At 61.2% G+C, this 16,461-nt stretch carries 18 protein-coding genes; 16 read left to right on the top strand and 2 right to left on the bottom strand.

Annotation, left to right across the window (positions count from 1 at the left end; genetic code table 11):
* Position 1: 1 nt before the first annotated feature.
* The 3 genes from ACP7D4_RS14945 to trpA all read left to right on the top strand — a co-directional run bounded on the left by ACP7D4_RS14945 (position 2) and on the right by trpA (position 2,907).
* Positions 2-694: a phosphoribosylanthranilate isomerase gene (locus ACP7D4_RS14945; protein ID WP_426209844.1), complete on the top strand. Its 693-nt coding sequence runs from the start codon at positions 2-4 to the stop codon at positions 692-694.
* Complete coding sequence (trpB, locus tag ACP7D4_RS14940; protein ID WP_426209842.1) at positions 678-1,925, top strand: tryptophan synthase subunit beta; 1,248 nt, start codon at positions 678-680, stop codon at positions 1,923-1,925. Before ACP7D4_RS14945 ends, trpB begins: the two co-directional genes overlap by 17 nt.
* Positions 1,926-2,103: 178 nt before the next feature.
* Positions 2,104-2,907, top strand: coding sequence for a tryptophan synthase subunit alpha (gene trpA / locus ACP7D4_RS14935; RefSeq protein ID WP_426105035.1), 804 nt, complete (start codon positions 2,104-2,106; stop codon positions 2,905-2,907).
* A gap of 93 nt (positions 2,908-3,000) precedes the next feature.
* On the opposite strand, the gene ACP7D4_RS14930 is transcribed toward trpA, so the two are convergent.
* Positions 3,001-3,222 carry a TIGR02450 family Trp-rich protein gene (locus ACP7D4_RS14930; protein WP_426105036.1) on the bottom strand — a complete coding sequence of 74 codons (222 nt, stop codon included), beginning with the start codon at positions 3,220-3,222 and terminating at the stop codon, positions 3,001-3,003.
* A 219-nt stretch (positions 3,223-3,441) separates the two neighbouring features.
* Between ACP7D4_RS14930 and accD the strand changes: the two genes are divergently transcribed.
* The 8 genes from accD to ACP7D4_RS14890 all read left to right on the top strand — a co-directional run bounded on the left by accD (position 3,442) and on the right by ACP7D4_RS14890 (position 12,332).
* The gene (gene accD, locus ACP7D4_RS14925) at positions 3,442-4,314 is read left to right on the top strand and encodes an acetyl-CoA carboxylase, carboxyltransferase subunit beta (protein ID WP_426105037.1); all 873 of its coding nucleotides are present in this window, start codon (positions 3,442-3,444) and stop codon (positions 4,312-4,314) included.
* 136 nt (positions 4,315-4,450) lie between these two features.
* Positions 4,451-5,794 (top strand): bifunctional tetrahydrofolate synthase/dihydrofolate synthase, encoded by a 1,344-nt coding sequence (gene folC / locus ACP7D4_RS14920; protein WP_426209841.1) that lies wholly within the window; start codon positions 4,451-4,453, stop codon positions 5,792-5,794.
* Positions 5,795-5,804: 10 nt separating this feature from the next.
* Positions 5,805-6,734 carry an SPOR domain-containing protein gene (locus ACP7D4_RS14915; RefSeq protein ID WP_426209839.1) on the top strand — a complete coding sequence of 310 codons (930 nt, stop codon included), beginning with the start codon at positions 5,805-5,807 and terminating at the stop codon, positions 6,732-6,734.
* 30 nt (positions 6,735-6,764) lie between these two features.
* Positions 6,765-7,253 carry a CvpA family protein gene (locus ACP7D4_RS14910; protein ID WP_426105041.1) on the top strand — a complete coding sequence of 163 codons (489 nt, stop codon included), beginning with the start codon at positions 6,765-6,767 and terminating at the stop codon, positions 7,251-7,253.
* Positions 7,254-7,288: 35 nt separating this feature from the next.
* On the top strand, positions 7,289-8,809 hold the full coding sequence (purF, locus tag ACP7D4_RS14905) for an amidophosphoribosyltransferase (RefSeq protein WP_426105042.1): 1,521 nt from the start codon (positions 7,289-7,291) through the stop codon (positions 8,807-8,809).
* Between the two features lie 8 nt (positions 8,810-8,817).
* The gene (locus ACP7D4_RS14900; RefSeq protein WP_426209837.1) at positions 8,818-10,089 is read left to right on the top strand and encodes a cystathionine gamma-synthase family protein; all 1,272 of its coding nucleotides are present in this window, start codon (positions 8,818-8,820) and stop codon (positions 10,087-10,089) included.
* 77 nt (positions 10,090-10,166) lie between these two features.
* Positions 10,167-11,462: a hypothetical protein gene (locus ACP7D4_RS14895; RefSeq protein WP_426209835.1), complete on the top strand. Its 1,296-nt coding sequence runs from the start codon at positions 10,167-10,169 to the stop codon at positions 11,460-11,462.
* A gap of 177 nt (positions 11,463-11,639) precedes the next feature.
* Positions 11,640-12,332: a tetratricopeptide repeat protein gene (locus ACP7D4_RS14890; RefSeq protein WP_426209833.1), complete on the top strand. Its 693-nt coding sequence runs from the start codon at positions 11,640-11,642 to the stop codon at positions 12,330-12,332.
* A gap of 50 nt (positions 12,333-12,382) precedes the next feature.
* On the opposite strand, the gene lexA is transcribed toward ACP7D4_RS14890, so the two are convergent.
* Positions 12,383-13,018 carry a transcriptional repressor LexA gene (gene lexA, locus ACP7D4_RS14885; RefSeq protein WP_426105046.1) on the bottom strand — a complete coding sequence of 212 codons (636 nt, stop codon included), beginning with the start codon at positions 13,016-13,018 and terminating at the stop codon, positions 12,383-12,385.
* A gap of 367 nt (positions 13,019-13,385) precedes the next feature.
* On the opposite strand from lexA, the gene rpsF reads away from it, so the two are divergent.
* From rpsF to ACP7D4_RS14860, 5 genes are all read left to right on the top strand, one after another.
* Positions 13,386-13,790, top strand: coding sequence for a 30S ribosomal protein S6 (gene rpsF / locus ACP7D4_RS14880; RefSeq protein WP_426209831.1), 405 nt, complete (start codon positions 13,386-13,388; stop codon positions 13,788-13,790).
* A 42-nt stretch (positions 13,791-13,832) separates the two neighbouring features.
* Positions 13,833-14,126, top strand: coding sequence for a primosomal replication protein N (priB, locus tag ACP7D4_RS14875; RefSeq protein ID WP_426105049.1), 294 nt, complete (start codon positions 13,833-13,835; stop codon positions 14,124-14,126).
* A gap of 32 nt (positions 14,127-14,158) precedes the next feature.
* Entirely contained in the window at positions 14,159-14,449 is a 291-nt protein-coding gene (gene rpsR, locus ACP7D4_RS14870) for a 30S ribosomal protein S18 (protein WP_008450941.1), read from the top strand.
* A gap of 26 nt (positions 14,450-14,475) precedes the next feature.
* Positions 14,476-14,928 carry a 50S ribosomal protein L9 gene (gene rplI, locus ACP7D4_RS14865; RefSeq protein WP_426105051.1) on the top strand — a complete coding sequence of 151 codons (453 nt, stop codon included), beginning with the start codon at positions 14,476-14,478 and terminating at the stop codon, positions 14,926-14,928.
* A gap of 129 nt (positions 14,929-15,057) precedes the next feature.
* Positions 15,058-16,443: a replicative DNA helicase gene (locus ACP7D4_RS14860; protein WP_426105052.1), complete on the top strand. Its 1,386-nt coding sequence runs from the start codon at positions 15,058-15,060 to the stop codon at positions 16,441-16,443.
* Positions 16,444-16,461: the final 18 nt, after the last annotated feature.

The raw sequence follows: 16,461 nt of genomic DNA, 5'->3' as shown, positions 1-16,461 counted from the left end.
CATGCTACGCACACGCATCAAGATTTGCGGCCTGACCCGCCCTGAAGACGTCCGCGCCGCCGTTGCCGCAGGCGCCGACGCACTCGGCTTCGTGTTTTATCCCAAGAGCCCGCGATTCGTCACTGCCGCGCAGGCCGGCGCGCTGATGGCCGAGGTGCCGCCTTTTGTCAGCACCGTCGCCTTGTTCGTCAACGCCAGCGCCCGTGAGGTGCAGTTGGTGGCGGCTGCAGCGCCGTTTGCCCAGCTCCAGTTCCACGGCGACGAGACCGCGCAGCAGTGCGCCGACATCGCCGGCGCCGTGAGCCGGCCCTTCCTGCGCGTGTTTCGCGTCCGGCCCGACACGAGCGGCGCCGATTTGCTAGAATATGAGCAGCAGTACCGCGCCGCCAGCCGACTGTTCTCGGGCCTTTTGCTCGATACCTATGTCGATGCCTACGGTGGCGCAGGAAAGGTCTTTGATTGGTCTCTCATTCCAAAAGAACTCGCGCCTCGGGTCGTTTTAAGTGGTGGCTTGGACGTACAAAACGCGACTGACGCGGTGGTAAGCGTACGTCCCTATGCGGTCGACATCAGCAGTGGTGTCGAAGAAAGCAAGGGCATCAAATGCGCCCGTAAAATCGCCGCGTTTTCCGCGGCGGTGCGGGCTGCCGACACCATCATTAAAAGCGAGAGACACCATGAAAGAAGCACCTGAGCGCGCCCCGGCCGCACCCCTGTTCAAGACTGCCGAATACCAGTTCCCCGACGCGCGCGGCCATTTTGGCCCGTACGGCGGCGCCTTTGTCGCCGAAACGCTGAGCCACGCGCTCGCTGTACTGAGCGCGGCGTACGAGCGCTATAGCCACGACCCAGAATTTCTCGACGAATTTCGGTATGAATTGAAGCATTTCGTCGGGCGTCCCTCGCCCATCTACCACGCCAAGCGCTGGTCCGAGCAGCAGGGCGGCGCGCAAATCTTCTTCAAGCGCGAAGACCTGAACCATACCGGCGCCCACAAGATCAACAACGTGATCGGCCAGGCGCTGCTCGCACGCCGCATGGGCAAACAACGCATCATCGCCGAAACCGGTGCCGGCCAGCACGGCGTGGCCACGGCCACCATCTGCGCCCGCTTCGGGCTCGAGTGCGTGGTCTACATGGGCAGCGAGGACGTCAAGCGCCAGGCGCAAAACGTGTACCGCATGAAGCTCCTGGGCGCCACCGTGGTGCCGGTCGAATCGGGGTCCAAGACGCTCAAGGACGCGCTCAACGAAGCGATGCGCGACTGGGTCACCAATATCGAGAACACCTTCTACATCATCGGCACCGTAGCCGGGCCGCACCCGTATCCGATGATGGTGCGCGACTTCCAGTCGGTGATCGGCGAAGAATGCCTGGTGCAGATGCCGGAATTGGCGGGGCGCCAGCCGGACTACGTGATGGCCTGCATCGGCGGCGGCTCGAACGCCATGGGGATTTTTTATCCTTATCTTGACGAAAAAAATGTCAAGCTGATCGGGGTGGAAGCGGCCGGCGAAGGGCTGGAGTCGGGCAAGCATTCGGCCTCGCTCACGGCGGGCTTTCCCGGGGTTTTGCATGGCAACCGCACCTATCTGCTGCAAGATGAAAATGGGCAGATCATTGAAACGCATTCCGTGTCGGCGGGCCTGGATTATCCGGGCGTGGGGCCGGAGCATGCGTGGTTGAAGGATTCGTTCCGGGCCGAGTATGTGTCGGTGACGGATGACGAAGCCTTGCAGGCGTTTCATGACTGCTGCCACATCGAGGGGATCATCCCGGCGCTGGAGTCGTCGCACGCGCTGGCGTATGCGGCCAAATTGGCTGCCACGCTGCCCAAGGATAAGCTCATTCTGGTCAACCTGTCGGGCCGCGGCGACAAGGACATGCACACGGTGGCCGAGCGAATGGGGCTTGATTTCAGCTAGAGCCAGACGGATCACGAACCGTACAACCTTACAACCGTAGGGCGGAAAAGCGATAGGGCTAGGCGCCCCCCTTTTCCGCCATGCGTTTCGACGGCTCATGGCGAAAAAGGGGGGCGCCCAGCCCTGACGCTTTTCCGCCCTACGGATCTCTCCCCATTCATCAAGAAAGCTACTTAATATGTCCAGAATTACTCCTACCTTCGCCGCCCTCGCGTCCCAGAACAAAACCGGCCTGGTCACCTTCATCACCGCCGGCGATCCCGGCCCTGAAATGACGGTGCCCTTGATGCACGCGCTGGTCGCCGGTGGCGCCGACATCCTCGAGCTGGGCGTCCCGTTCTCGGACCCCATGGCCGAAGGCCCGGTCATCCAGCGCGCCTGCGAGCGCGCCCTGAAATTTAACATCGGCACCAAGGACGTACTCGAATACGTGCGCCAGTTCCGCGAAACCAACCAGAGCACCCCGGTGGTCCTGATGGGCTACGCCAACCCGATCGAACGCATGGGCACCGAGGCCTTCATTAAAGCTTCGCGCGCGGCCGGCGCCGACGGCGCCATCGTCGTCGACTACCCGCCCGAAGAATGCGAAGAATTCGCCGCCGCCATGCGCGCCAACGACCTTGACCTGATCTTTCTGCTGGCGCCCACGTCGACGCCCGAGCGCATTGCACAGGTGGCAAAGTTCGGCAGCGGCTTTAGTTACTACGTGTCGCTCAAGGGCGTGACGGGCGCGGGCAACATCGACACCGAAGACGTGGCGCGCCGCCTGGCGGCGATCCGCGAACACGTCAGCATTCCCATCGGCGTCGGCTTTGGCATCCGTGACGCGGCCACGGCAACGGCGGTGGCGGCCGTGGCCGACGCGGTGGTGATCGGCAGCCGCATCATTCAGGAAATCGAAGCGACGCCAAAAGAACAGGTACTCGACGCGGTCCAAAGCTTTGTGGCCGGCATTCGCAGTGCGCTCGATGCCGCGCGCTGAACGGGCGCCGAACGGGCGCTACGACGCGGGAATTGAGAAAGTCGTGGCCGCAGGTAGCATCGGTAGCTTCGGTAGCTTCGGCAGCGGCAGGCGTCAGGTCCAGCCCTGACGCCACAGCGATGCGTCGCGCAATTCGCGCCAGCCGATCCGGCGCGTGACGCCGCTGTGCACCGCTTCAAGGTCGATCCACTCCGGCGTTTGGTCTGGCTGGTCGGCCTGCACCACGGCGGTGACGATAAAGTGCTTTTCCTTGTTGTCGGGGATGACTGCCGTCCATTTCGTGCGCAGCAGTTTTTTCGGGGAGAGTATGTTCATGTCAGCAAGCTTAACGTAAGTGCGCTCAAGCCGTTCGCGGCGGATGAATGGGTGAACTGCTGGCCGGTCATGGTGTCCAACCAGCCGGTGGGGCGTATTTCGCATGGTTTAATGCGGGTATTGTTATTATAATTGCAATTTTTCCTTGCTAATGTTCGACAAGCAGGTGCTTAAAGGCTAAACTAACGACCACTGAAGATCGCCGCAGAAGGAGAATGTATGAGTTGGTTAGAAAAACTGCTGCCCCCCCGCATCCAGCGCTCCGACGCTGCCTCCCGTAAAACCATGCCGGAAGGCTTGTGGGTCAAGTGCCCATCGTGCGAAGCCGTACTGTACCGTACCGACCTCGAATCAAATCTCCATGTTTGCCCCAAATGCAGCCATCATATGCGCATCCGCGCGCGCGCGCGCCTTGACGGCTTGATGGATGAAGGCGGGCGCTACGAAATCGGCCAGGAAACGCTGCCGGTCGATACGCTCAAGTTCAAGGACAGCAAAAAATACCCTGACCGCCTCAAGGCGGCAATGGAAGCGACGGGCGAGACCGACGCCCTGATCGTCCTTGGCGGGTCCATCATGAGCCTGCCTGTCGTGGTGGCCTGCTTTGAATTCGAATTCATGGGCGGTTCCATGGGCTCCGTGGTCGGCGAGCGCTTCGTGCGCGGTGCCCAGGTCGCGCTTGAGCAAAAGGTGCCGTTCATCTGCATCACCGCCACCGGCGGCGCGCGCATGCAGGAAGGCTTGCTCTCGCTGATGCAAATGGCCAAGACGACCGCGATGCTGACCAAGCTGTCCGAGAAAAAGCTGCCTTTCATCAGCGTGCTGACCGATCCGACCATGGGCGGCGTGTCGGCCTCGTTCGCTTTCATGGGCGACGTGGTCATTGCCGAGCCAAAGGCGCTGATCGGCTTTGCCGGGCCGCGCGTGATTGAAAACACCGTGCGCGAAAAACTGCCTGAAGGCTTCCAGCGCGCCGAGTTTTTGGTCACCAAGGGCGCGGTCGACATGATCGTGGACCGGCGCAAGATGCGCGACGAAATCGCGCATTTGCTGGCGCTGCTGCAGGATCAGGCTGTTGAAGTGATCGCATAACATTCGTTTTATCCGGGCACGCATGGCGCAATGCGCTTCGCTTTTGCGCCCTACGGCCAGCAGTGCACCGTAGGGCGCAAAAGGACAAAGTCCGCATTGCGCCATGAGCCGCCAATATCTTCCTCCGGTTCTCCTCATGTCCACCACTCCCACCACTCCCACCACTCCCATCACTCCCACCACTCCCACCACTCCCACCACCTTGCCCGCCTGGCTCGCGCTGCTTGAATCGCGCCACGCCGAAGTCCATATCGACATGGGCCTTGAGCGGGTGCGCGCCGTCAAGGAACGCCTTAGCCTTGCCTTTGCCTGTCCCGTCATCATGGTGGCCGGCACCAACGGCAAAGGCTCGACCTGCGCCATGCTCGAGGCAATCTTGCTGCGCGCCGGCTACCGGGTGGGCCTGTACATCAAACCGCACTTCCTCGACTTTAACGAGCGCGCGCGCGTCAACGGCGAACTGGCCAGCGACGAAGCGCTGGTCGCCAGCTTCGACGCGGTGGAAGAAAAGCGCGGCGACATTGATCTGACGTATTTCGAATTCACCACGCTGGCCATCATGCACCTGCTGTCCAGGTCCAAGGTGGACGTGGCCATCCTTGAAGTCGGCCTGGGCGGACGGCTTGACGCAGTCAACGTGATCGACGCCGATGTCGCCATCGTCACCTCGGTCGACATCGACCACACCGACTACCTGGGCGACACGCGCGAAAAAATCGGCTTTGAAAAAGCGGGCATTTTCCGCCCCGGCAAAGCTGCCATCTGCAGCGACCCAGTCCCTCCCGCCTCGCTGGTGGCGCACGCCGAGGCGATCGGCGCCGACCTGTGGCTGCTGGGGCGCGACTTCAATTATTCGGGCGACAAGCAGCAGTGGAATTACGGCGGACGCGAGCAGCGCCGCAATTCGCTTGCCTATCCAAGCCTGCGCGGCGCCAACCAGTTGCTTAACGCCTCGGCCGCGCTGGCCGCGCTGGAAGTGCTGCGCCTGGAGCTGCCGGTCGGCGCGCAGGATATCCGCACCGGGCTGGTGGTGGTGGAGCTGCCGGGGCGCTTCCAGGTCTTGCCTGGGCGTCCCACCGTCATCCTGGACGTCGCCCACAACCCGCACGCCGCCGCGGCGCTGGCGCAAAACCTGGGCAATATGGGTTTTCATCCTTACACCTACGCGGTGTTTGGCGTCATGCAAGACAAGGACATCGACGGCGTGATCGCGCCCATGGCGCAATACGTGGACCACTGGTGCGCGGCCGATCTGCCGTCGCCCCGTTCGGCCAGCGCGGCCAGCCTGGTCGAGCGCCTCGGCCAATTGCCGCTGGGCGACGCCAAACCGGGCGAACGCACGGTCGCCGGCTTTGCCGATCCGGCCGCAGCTTTTGCAAATGCAATGAGCCGGGCCGGGGAGAATGATAGAATTGTGGTCTTTGGCTCCTTCTACACCGTCGCCGGCGTGATGGCAGCCCGAAAAACCTCACTTCATTAAAGAAAAACGCATGGGCTTGTTCTCGTTCCTCAATAAAAACAAGCAAGAAGCTGCCGACGAAGACAGCAGTTACGTCGCCCGTGACGATGACGCCGCAGCCGGGGCGCGGGCCCGTTCCAAGCGCGCTTCCAGCGCAGGCGAGCCTGCCGCCCGCCGCACCAAAGATGGCCGCGCCGCAGTTGACCCGGTGCTGCCCGAGAAAAAACGCGCGCGCCGCCGCCTGGTCGGGGCCATCGCACTGGCGCTGGCGGTCGCTGTTGGCCTGCCGATGATCCTCGACTCCGAACCCAAGCCGCTCGCCACTGACATCGATATTCGTATTCCCGCCAAGGACAGGGCGCCCGCACAACCGCTGCCGGCCCCTGTGGCCGCTGCCGAGACGCTCGACAAAAGCGAGGTGATTGTGCCGCCGCCGAATTCCTTCGTCCCCCCCGCCGATCCGGCACCGCCTGCGCGCGAGGTGGCCGAGGTGCGCCCGGTTGCGCTTAAGCCCGCCCTGAAGAGCGATCCTAAGCCCGATCTTAAGCCCGCCCTGAAGATCGATCCTAAGCCCGAGCTCAAGCCCGAAGTCAAGCCGGACCCGAAGCCGGCCCGTGTCGAACCAAGGACTGTCGACAAGCCGGCCGTCAAGCTGGCCGAAGCCAAGCCGGACGCCAGGACCGAAGACGAACGCGCCATGGCGATTTTGGAAGACAAGCCGGCCGCGCCAATCAGCCAGAAAATCGTCTGGCAAGTGGCCGCACTGGCCAGCCAGGACAAAGCCAACGAACTGCAAGCCAGACTGAAGGCGGCAGGGGTCGCCTCCTTTACCAAAAAGGGCGCTAGCCCGAATGGCGAACTGATCCGGGTGCGCGTCGGCCCGTTCAGCAAGGAAGAGGGTGACAAGATCCGCCCCAAGCTGGCCAAAATGGGCCTGTCGGCCAGCGTCGTCTCCCATTAATAACAACATGACTGACGGGAACTGCGCGGCGTGACGATTTTCGATTACCTGGTCATCTTTATCCTGGCAGCGTCGATCGTCATCAGCACCATGCGCGGTCTGGTCAAGGAAATACTGTCGCTGGTCAGCTGGATCGTCGCCTTTGTCGTTGCCAATATGTTCGGCGCGCAATTGGCTCCCCTGTTGCCGGACGTGATACCGGGCGCCGCAATGCGCTTGATTGTCGCCTTTATTGCCTTGTTCATCGGCGTGCGCCTGTTGATGGGGCTGTTGATGCTGGCGGTCGATGCCCTGATCAAGGCCAGTGGCTTGAGCCTGGCCGACCGCGGACTTGGCGGGTTGTTTGGCTTGGCGCGCGGGATTGTCATTGTGCTGGCGGCGGTAATCGTGGCCGGCATGACCGCCTTGCCCAAGCAAGATTTCTGGACCCAGGCGCTACTGAGCCCGATGGCCGAAACCGGGGCGCGCACCGTCAAACCCTTTCTTCCTGCGGCCCTGTCGCAGCACGTGAACTTTTAAGTTTTTTATCATCAGTCAGTCTCTAGGAGCGCACCATGTGTGGCATCGTCGGCGTCGTCTCGCATAATTCCGTCAACCAGCTTTTGTATGATGCCTTGCTGCTGTTGCAGCATCGCGGTCAGGATGCGGCGGGAATTGCAACCAGTCATAGCAATATGTTCTCCATGCACAAGGCCAACGGCCTCGTGCGTGACGTGTTCCGCACGCGTAATATGCGTTCGTTGCAAGGCAATTCCGGCATCGGCCACTGCCGCTATCCGACCGCCGGCTCGTCCAGCGAAGAAGAAGCGCAGCCGTTTTACGTCAATGCGCCGTTCGGCATCACGCTGGCCCACAACGGCAACCTGACCAACCAGGCCCAGTTGAAGTCCGAGATGTTCCGCAACGACCGGCGCCACATCAACACCGATTCCGATTCCGAGGTGCTGCTCAACGTGCTGGCCCACGAAATCCAGGAGTCCACCACCGGCATGACGCTCGACCCGGACAACGTCTTCAAGGCGGTCGCGGCCGTGCACCGCCGCGTGCGCGGCGCCTACGCCGTGGTTGCGCAGATCGCCGGCCACGGGCTGCTGGCGTTTCGCGATCCGTTCGGCATCCGTCCGCTGTGCATCGGTGTCAACGAGACCGAGCAGGGCAACGAATACCTGGTCGCCAGCGAGTCGGTCGCGCTCGAAGGCATCGGCTTTCGCTTCCTGCGCGACATCGCCCCGGGCGAAGCGGTCTTCATCGACAACGACGGCAAGCTCCACGAGCGCCAGTGCGCCGACAATCCATCGCTCAATCCCTGCGCGTTCGAGTATGTTTACCTGGCCCGCCCCGATTCCATTCTCGACGGCGCCTCGGTGTATGCCACGCGCCTGAAAATGGGCGAGTACCTGGCCGACAAGGTGCGCGCACAATTCCAGCACGGCGAGATCGACGTCGTCATGCCGATTCCCGACTCCTCGCGTCCGGCCGCGATCCAGCTCGCGCTCAAGCTGGGCGTCGAATACCGCGAAGGCTTCATCAAGAACCGCTACATCGGCCGCACCTTCCTGATGCCTGGTCAGGCGATTCGCAGCAAGTCGGTGCGCCAGAAGCTCAACGCTATCGCTTCCGAATTCAAGGGCAAGAACGTGCTGCTGGTGGACGACTCCATCGTGCGCGGCACCACTAGCCGCGAGATTGTGCAGATGGCCCGTGAGGCCGGCGCGCGCAATGTGTTTTTCGCTTCCGCCGCGCCGCCGGTGCTGTTCCCGAACGTGTACGGCATCGACATGCCAACGCGCGACGAATTGATCGCATATGGCCGCAGCACCGAGGAAGTCTGCCGCGAAATCACGGCCGACGCCCTGGTGTACCAAGATGTGGACGCCCTCAAGCGCTCGATCTCGGACGTCAACCCGGTACTGAAAAACTTCGAAGCTTCCTGCTTTGACGGTATTTACGTGACCGGCGACGTGACGGTGGACTACCTCAACGAGCTGGAATACGCGCGCAATCATCCGAAGGACGCGCCGCTGGAAGACGCGGCCCGCACCCAGCTGAACCTGAACCTGGCCACGGCCGAGTAAGGAGTTTCATGAGCGAGCAAAACCAGAAAAAAACCTACGGCTTTACGACCACGATTTTGCACAACGACCGGCAAAAGCCGATCGAACACGGCTCGCTACACAAGCCCGTGCATACCTCGGTCGCTTTTGGCTACACCGACGCGCGCCAGCTGGCGTCGGTTTTCCAGGGCAAGGAGCCGGGCTTTCGCTACGGCCGCCAGGGCAATCCGACCATTGCTGCTTTAGAGGACAAGGTCACGCGCATGGAAGACGGCGTGGCCACGATCTGCTTTGCCACCGGCATGGGCGCCATCGGCGCCGTATTTCAGGCGCTGCTGAAGGCGGGCGACCATGTGGTGTCGTCCGCTTTCCTGTTCGGGAACACCAACAGCCTGTGGCAGACGGCGGCGGGGCAGGGCGTGGACGTGGCCTTTGTCGACGCCACCGCCGTGGCCAACGTGCAGGCGGCGCTGACGCCGGCGACGCGCATCGTATTTGTCGAGACCATCGCCAATCCGCGCACGCAGGTGGCGGACCTGGCGCGCATCGGCGCGCTGTGCAAGGAGCGCGGCATCCTGTTCGTGGTGGATAACACCATGACCACGCCTTACCTGTTCCGCCCCAAATCGGTGGGGGCGGGCCTGGTGGTCAATGCGCTGACCAAGTCGATCGGCGGGCATGGCATCGCCCTGGGCGGCAGCCTGACCGACACCGGCGTCTATGACTGGAGCGTTTACCCGAATATCGCGGCCAATTACAAGCGCCAGCCGCAGCCGATGTGGGGCATGGTGCAATTGCGCGCCAAGGGCTTGCGCGACTTTGGGGCCTCGCTGGGGCCCGAGGCGGCGCACCACATCGCCGTGGGCGCCGAGACGCTGGCCTTGCGCATGGAGCGCGCCTCGTCCAATGCGCTGGCGCTGGCGCGCATGCTGGAAGCGGACGAGCGCGTGGCCGCCGTACATTATCCCGGCCTGGCGTCGCACCCGCAGCACGCGCTGGCCTCCAGCCTGTTCAAAGCTTATGGCGCCTTGTTCAGCTTTGAGCTGAAAGAAGGCATCGATTGCTTCGACTACCTGAACCGGCTCAAGCTTGGTATCGCCGCCAGTAACCTGGGCGACACGCGCACGCTGGTCATTCCGGTGGCGCACACGATCTTTTTCGAGATGGGCGCCGAGCGGCGCGCCAGCATGGGGATCGCCGAATCGCTGATCCGGGTGTCGGTCGGTATCGAAGATATCGACGACCTGCTGGCCGACTTTGGCGAGGCTTTGCGGGACGCGCCGTCCACCGCAGCCGCATAGGGAAAAATAGTGGCGAAATGACAGCGTCGGGGATTATTTTTTAATAAGAAAGATGTTATTCTAGGCAAGATTGTCCGTTGTCAAAGGCGGCACCTTGTCATTCCTCCCAGGAGAATATCATTCCTTTTTGCCCGAATACCGTTTTCCGTTTCGCCGCACGGCCAGTTGCCGCAGGTGTACTGGCCTTCATCGCGCTCGTTGGCGCACCGCTGGCCAACGCCGCCGATGACGATTACCTGTTCTTCCCGATCTCGGCCACCGACAATACGCGCGCGATCCACCTGACGTCGCTTGTCTTCAGCACCGACGGCTTGCTCACCTCCTCGACCCGCTATCCGCGCAGCCGCAGCGAAGGCTGGCTGCCGGACGAAGCGGGCCGCGCCGCCTACAACTACGACACGCGCCTGATCGATTGCGAGACCGGCTTTTATGCCGAAACGTCGACCGCGCTGCTCGACCAGGCCGGGGTGCAGGTCGCCTCGCGCAACAGCCCGGCGCGCCAGGTAAGCGCCCAGCTCGAGCAGCAGCTCAAGCGAGCCGACAGCGACAACTGGCCCGAGCCGAGCGACATTTTCCTCGCGTGCGCGGCCGCGTCGAGCCCTACGCTCAAGGGCCAGCGCGCTGCGCGCGCGATCAAGGCGCAATTCGTCGCCCCCGACCCGGCCAATCCGGCCCAGCTCGAAGACAGCAAGCAGCTCTTTACCATGGCGCGCATGCATTACGACTTCAGCAGCCTGGAAAAGCAGCCGCCCGCTTTCGCGCTGGCGCTGTTTGGCGAGATGCGCGGGCAGCACGCCGCGTGGCGCAAATCGATCAACAGTCCTTATTTTCCAGCGCCGAGCGACAGCGTGGCCGATGCAGCCACGCTTGCCAAGGTCAACGCCGGCATGCGCGCCGCGGGCCTGGAGCGCGTGGTTGTCAAAGGCTTGAAGGGGAGTGCCTTCGACCAGGTCTATCAGGCCGATGCCGCCCACCCGGGCATCGCGCAAAAGCAGCCGCCTGGCGCCGCATTTGCCATCGAAACAGCGCACACCGATTGCGAGAGCCGCCTGTTCATGCCGTTCGACCAGCAGATTTTCGACAATGGCGGAAAACTGATCGCCAGCGTGCAGCTCGGCGCAAAGCAGGCGCTGGCCGACATGAAGCGGCGCTACGGAGCGGACAATGATGGCGCTGCAGGATTTGATAGCGTGGCGATTGCCGCCAATGCCGGCGTGATCTGCGGGCTGGTGGAAGCGGCGCGCCATCCCAAGCCAGCGGCTGCGCCCGACGCGCTGCTGTATGGCATGGCGCCGGGCGCGCTGTCAAAGCAGCAGAGCGCGGCCGAGATGCTGCTCGCAATTCGCGCCGCGCGCCGCAACTACCGGCCCTGAGAAAGAGGTGCGGCTGATGGCCGACGCTGTGAAAGGTGCAGGCTCGCGCATGCCTGTACCGTTCGGCAGCGCGCTGCGGCGCCGGATGATGCGCGTCAATGGCGAAGCGGATTGAACTGAAAGCGCAAAACCGGTTTATCATCTTGGCTTGATCCTACTGCGCAAGACTGCTAACACATGAAGAAAACCCTGTTCTGCCTGACCCTGTTGCTGTGCGGCGCGGCGCAAGCCGATGACCTGTCGAGCGCGAACGCGCTCTTTGCCAAGAAGGATTATCCGCAAGCCTTGCAGTTATTTACCAAGGCCGCCAACGCCGGCAACGCCGAAGCACAGTTGCACGTTGGCGAAATGTATCTATACGGCGACGCCGGCAGCGTGGACCTGGTCAAGGCCGAGTCATGGTTCAAGAAGTCGGCCGCGAAGGGCAACAAGACGGCGCTTGCCGCGCTGGAGATGATGACGCGGCGCGAAGCCCACAAAGAAGAGATCGCTTACTGGATGTCGAAGTACGACGGTGCTGACTTAAAGTCAGGCAAGTACCGTTGTCCGGTGCCGCGGATCCCGGCCATGTCGAAAGTGAACGATGAAATTGCCGCCGTCGCCGCCAAAGTCCAGGCCTGGCAGCTGTGCTACAACGGCTTTGTTGAAAACATCAACGCCGCCACGCCCCTAACCAAGCGCATCCCTGCCGACATTGCCGACCTGCTCACCAAAGACGAAATGGCCACCGCCACCACGCACCTCGAAGGCGTGCAGGCGCGCATCGTCGAAGAAGCCCGCATCGCCTCCAAATTGCTGCTGGCCGACTACGCCGTCTGGCGCGACGCCACCGACGCCTACGTTGCCGAGCACAACCGCATGGTCAAGTAGCCACAGTCAAACAACATCTACCCCGGGGTAGATTGCGGGAATGGTTGCTGTTAGTGCCAGCTGCGCATCAGGCCGACGGCCAGGCCTTCGAGCGCGAAGTCGTCGGTTTCAGGGTCGACGCGGATGACCTTGAAATCGGGATTTTCGGGCAGCAGTTCAATAATGCCGTTGGTTTTCTTGTAGCGCTTGACGGTGACGTCTTCGCCGATCCGGGCAACGACAATCTGGCCGTTCTTGGCCGTATCGACCTTTTTTACGGCCAGCAAGTCGCCGTCCATGATGCCGGCGTCGCGCATCGACCACCCCCGTACCTTGAGCAAAAAGTCAGGCTTGGACGAGAACATCGCCGGGTCGACACTGTAAGTGGCTTCCACATGCTCCTGCGCCAAGATGGGCGAGCCGGCAGCGACGCGCCCGACCAGCGGCAGCGACATCATCAGCGAGGCCGGCACCAGCGGGATCACGTCCAGGCTGGCGCCGATCAGGCGGATGCCGCGCGACGTGCCCGGTGAAATTTCGATCGCACCCTTGCGCGCAAGCGCTTGCAGATGCTCCTCGGCCGCATTGGCCGACTTGAAGCCAAGTTCGTTGGCAATCTCGGCGCGGGTCGGTGGAAAGCCCGTGTTGTCGATCGCGTCCTTGATCAGGTTGAGGATTTGTTCTTGACGTGGTGTGAGCTTGATCATCGGTATAAGAGACTGTTTGTATAAACAGACTGTATTTTTGTACAGTATTTCGCTCAGCGCAAGTATTAAATGCGGTTTTGCCTGAATTATTTGCACTTTGACGTGTCAATTTCAGCGAATGAAGAAGATTTCATCAGCGAAGTAGCCCTTGCAGGCGGCCTCACGCGATCAGAGATCGGCTTTGCCGGCGGCCATGCCAGGCTGCCCAAGCCGACTTCTTGACCACGATTTCATCCCCGGACTTTGAGGGAGCAACAAGGGCATTGCCAGCCGGCGCCATCTCGCGCTATAATTGCCGGCTTTCCCTTCCCACACTCGTCTTGACGCCGAGGTGGGCATCTGTTTAAACGTCCCTAAGGAGTTATGCATGCGTCATTATGAAATCGTCTTTATCGTCCACCCGGACCAAAGCGAGCAAGTCCCGGCGATGATCGAACGCTACAAAGCCAGCGTATCCACGCGCGGTGGTTCCATTCACCGTGTTGAAGATTGGGGTCGTCGTCAGATGGCTTACTCGATCAACAAGCTGCCAAAAGCGCACTACATCTGCATGAACATCGAATGCGACAACGAGACGCTGGTTGATCTTGAGACCGCGTTCAAATTCAATGATGCGGTGCTGCGTCACCTCACCGTTCGCATGAAGAAGGCTGAAACCACGCCATCGCCGATGATGAAATCGGTACAACGTGAAGACGCAGCCAAGAGCCACCGCTCGGAAGCTCCGGCTCCTGCCGCAGCAGCTCCAGCCCCAGCTCAAGCAGCAGCGTAATTTTTTGTTTGAAAGTCCTGAACGCGAATTGATGCCACCTCGGTGAATCAACTCCAGTTCGTAGCCCTGATTGGCGAGCGCGATGTGTTGCGCTACACCCCGGCCGGCGTGCCCATCGTGTCCGCCACCCTGATGCACAGTTCGCAGCAGGTCGAAGCAGGGGTGCCCAGGCTGACCGAGTTTGAAATTGCCGCTGTTGCAGCGGGCGAGATTTCAGGCAGGTTCAGCCAGGCCGAATTAGGCGCAGCGCACCAGTTCACGGGATTTTTGGCAAAGAAGAACCGCAGCAGCAAAAGCCTGGTGTTTCACATCATTGATTTCTGTGCCGCCGCTTAAGCGACGATACATTTTAAATACAGGAGCCTCAAATGGCATTCGGTAAAAAATTCGACAAGAACAAGCTCAAGCTTAAAGAAAAACGCAAACAACAGAACCCACTGTTCAAGCGTAAGAAATTCTGCCGCTTCACGGCAGCGAACGTAGAACAGGTCGACTACAAAGACGTCGACACGCTGAAAGACTTCGTCCAGGAAAATGGCAAAATCATGCCAGCACGCCTGACCGGTACCAAGGCGCACTACCAGCGCCAGGTTGACACCGCAATCAAGCGCGCCCGCTACCTCGCGTTGCTGCCATACACCGATCTGCACCACGCTTAAGCGCTGGCAGATAAAGGAGAACTCATATGCAAATCATTCTGTTAGAAAAAGTTGTTAACGTCGGCAATCTGGGCGACGTCGTCAAAGTCAAAGACGGTTACGCACGTAACTTCCTGATCCCGCAACGCATGGCTCGTCGTGCTACCGCTTCGGCAGTGGCAGAATTCGAAGTTAAGCGCGCTGAACTGGAAAAAGCTGCCGCTGCAAAGCTGGCCGTTTCCCAGGCTGAAGGCGAAAAGCTGTCGGGCATGACCATCGCTATCGCTCAAAAAGCGGGCGTCGATGGCCGTCTGTTCGGTTCGGTCACCAACTTCGACATCGCTGAAGCGCTAACAAAGGCTGGTTTCGCGGTTGAAAAGGCACAAGTACGCATGCCTACCGGCCCATTGAAGACGACCGGCGAGCACGCTGTTGCTGTCGCTCTGCACACCGACGTGGTTGTTGAAATCACGATCGCTGTTACCGGCGAAGCTGCTTAAAGCACGAAGCGCCATCAAGCAGCAACATGCTGCTGCATTACAAAAAAAGCCGGGTTTCCCGGCTTTTTTTACGTCGAATTCTCCCCAATTATGTCAGGTGGTTGACCCTAAGCAGGTATAATTCGCGCCATGAACGCACCATCCGATCCGCAAGTCGACGCTCTTCGCATTCCGCCGCATTCCATTGAAGCAGAGCAGTCTGTTATCGGGGGATTACTGCGTGATAACGCCGCGTTCGACCGCATTGCCGACATGATGCATGCGGACGATTTTTACCGCTACGACCACCGCATCATCTTCGAACAGATCGTCAAGCTGATCAACAGCTCGCGCCCGGCCGACGTGATCACCGTGTTCGAGGCCATGTCGAATATCGGCAAGGCCGAAGACGTGGGCGGCATGCAGTACCTGAACGCGATGGCGCAAAATACGCCGTCGGCGGCGAATATCCGGCGCTACGCCGAGATCGTGCGCGACCGCGGCGTGCTGCGCAAACTGATCACCGTGGCCGATGAAATCCAGGGCAATGCGTTCAACCCGCAAGGCAAGGAAGTCAAGCAGATGCTCGACGAAGCGGAGTCCAAGATTTTTGCCATCGCCGAGCAGGGCGCGCGCGGCTCGCAAGGCTGGATCGCGGTGCAGCCGCTGCTAACGCAAGTGGTCGAGCGTATCGATGAACTGTATAGCCGTGACAACCAGAGCGAAATCACGGGCGTGCCAACCGGCTTTATTGACCTGGACCGCATGACCTCCGGCTTGCAGCCGGGCGACCTGGTGATCGTCGCCGGCCGTCCTTCGATGGGCAAGACCGCATTCTCGGTCAACATCGGCGAAAACGTCGCGATCGAGGCGGGCCTGCCGGTCGCAATTTTCTCGATGGAGATGGGCGGCACCCAGCTGGCGATGCGTATGCTCGGCTCCGTGGGGCAGCTCGACCAGCACCGCCTGCGCACCGGCCGCCTACTTGACGAAGACTGGCCGCGCCTGACGCACGCGATTCAAAAAATGAACGAAGCGCAGTTGTATATCGACGAGACGCCGGCGCTCAATCCGATCGAGCTGCGCGCGCGTGCGCGCCGCCTGTCGCGCCAGTGCGGCAAGCTTGGCCTGATCATCATCGACTACATCCAGCTCATGACGGGCAGCCAGCCGGGCGACAACCGCGCCTCGGAGATTTCCGAGATTTCGCGTAGCCTGAAGGGCCTGGCCAAGGAATTGCATTGCCCGGTGATCGCCTTGTCCCAGCTGAACCGCTCGCTGGAGCAGCGCCCCAACAAGCGCCCCATCATGTCCGACTTGCGCGAGTCGGGCGCGATCGAGCAGGATGCGGACGTCATCATTTTCCTGTACCGCGACGAGGTCTACAACCCCGATTCGCCGGACAAGGGGACGGCCGAGATCATCATCGGCAAGCAGCGTAATGGTCCGATCGGTTCCATTCGCCTGACCTGGATCGGTCAGTACACCAAGTTCGGCAATTACAGCGGTGGCCTGGCCCTTTACCAGGGTGACTAATTCAATGCGCCGTCTGGC

This window comes from Massilia sp. TWP1-3-3, from assembly GCF_049897805.1.
GTDB lineage: Bacteria > Pseudomonadota > Gammaproteobacteria > Burkholderiales > Burkholderiaceae_D > Telluria_A.
This window is presented reverse-complemented; position numbering and strand designations above follow the sequence as displayed.

Coding starts and splice junctions, on each gene's coding strand:
- ACP7D4_RS14945 (WP_426209844.1), top strand. CDS start 2: ATGCTACGCACACGCATCAAGATTTGCGGCCTGACCCGCCCTGAAGAC.
- trpB (WP_426209842.1), top strand. CDS start 678: ATGAAAGAAGCACCTGAGCGCGCCCCGGCCGCACCCCTGTTCAAGACT.
- trpA (WP_426105035.1), top strand. CDS start 2,104: ATGTCCAGAATTACTCCTACCTTCGCCGCCCTCGCGTCCCAGAACAAA.
- ACP7D4_RS14930 (WP_426105036.1), bottom strand. CDS start 3,222: ATGAACATACTCTCCCCGAAAAAACTGCTGCGCACGAAATGGACGGCA.
- accD (WP_426105037.1), top strand. CDS start 3,442: ATGAGTTGGTTAGAAAAACTGCTGCCCCCCCGCATCCAGCGCTCCGAC.
- folC (WP_426209841.1), top strand. CDS start 4,451: ATGTCCACCACTCCCACCACTCCCACCACTCCCATCACTCCCACCACT.
- ACP7D4_RS14915 (WP_426209839.1), top strand. CDS start 5,805: ATGGGCTTGTTCTCGTTCCTCAATAAAAACAAGCAAGAAGCTGCCGAC.
- purF (WP_426105042.1), top strand. CDS start 7,289: ATGTGTGGCATCGTCGGCGTCGTCTCGCATAATTCCGTCAACCAGCTT.
- ACP7D4_RS14900 (WP_426209837.1), top strand. CDS start 8,818: ATGAGCGAGCAAAACCAGAAAAAAACCTACGGCTTTACGACCACGATT.
- ACP7D4_RS14890 (WP_426209833.1), top strand. CDS start 11,640: ATGAAGAAAACCCTGTTCTGCCTGACCCTGTTGCTGTGCGGCGCGGCG.
- lexA (WP_426105046.1), bottom strand. CDS start 13,018: ATGATCAAGCTCACACCACGTCAAGAACAAATCCTCAACCTGATCAAG.
- rpsF (WP_426209831.1), top strand. CDS start 13,386: ATGCGTCATTATGAAATCGTCTTTATCGTCCACCCGGACCAAAGCGAG.
- rpsR (WP_008450941.1), top strand. CDS start 14,159: ATGGCATTCGGTAAAAAATTCGACAAGAACAAGCTCAAGCTTAAAGAA.
- rplI (WP_426105051.1), top strand. CDS start 14,476: ATGCAAATCATTCTGTTAGAAAAAGTTGTTAACGTCGGCAATCTGGGC.
- ACP7D4_RS14860 (WP_426105052.1), top strand. CDS start 15,058: ATGAACGCACCATCCGATCCGCAAGTCGACGCTCTTCGCATTCCGCCG.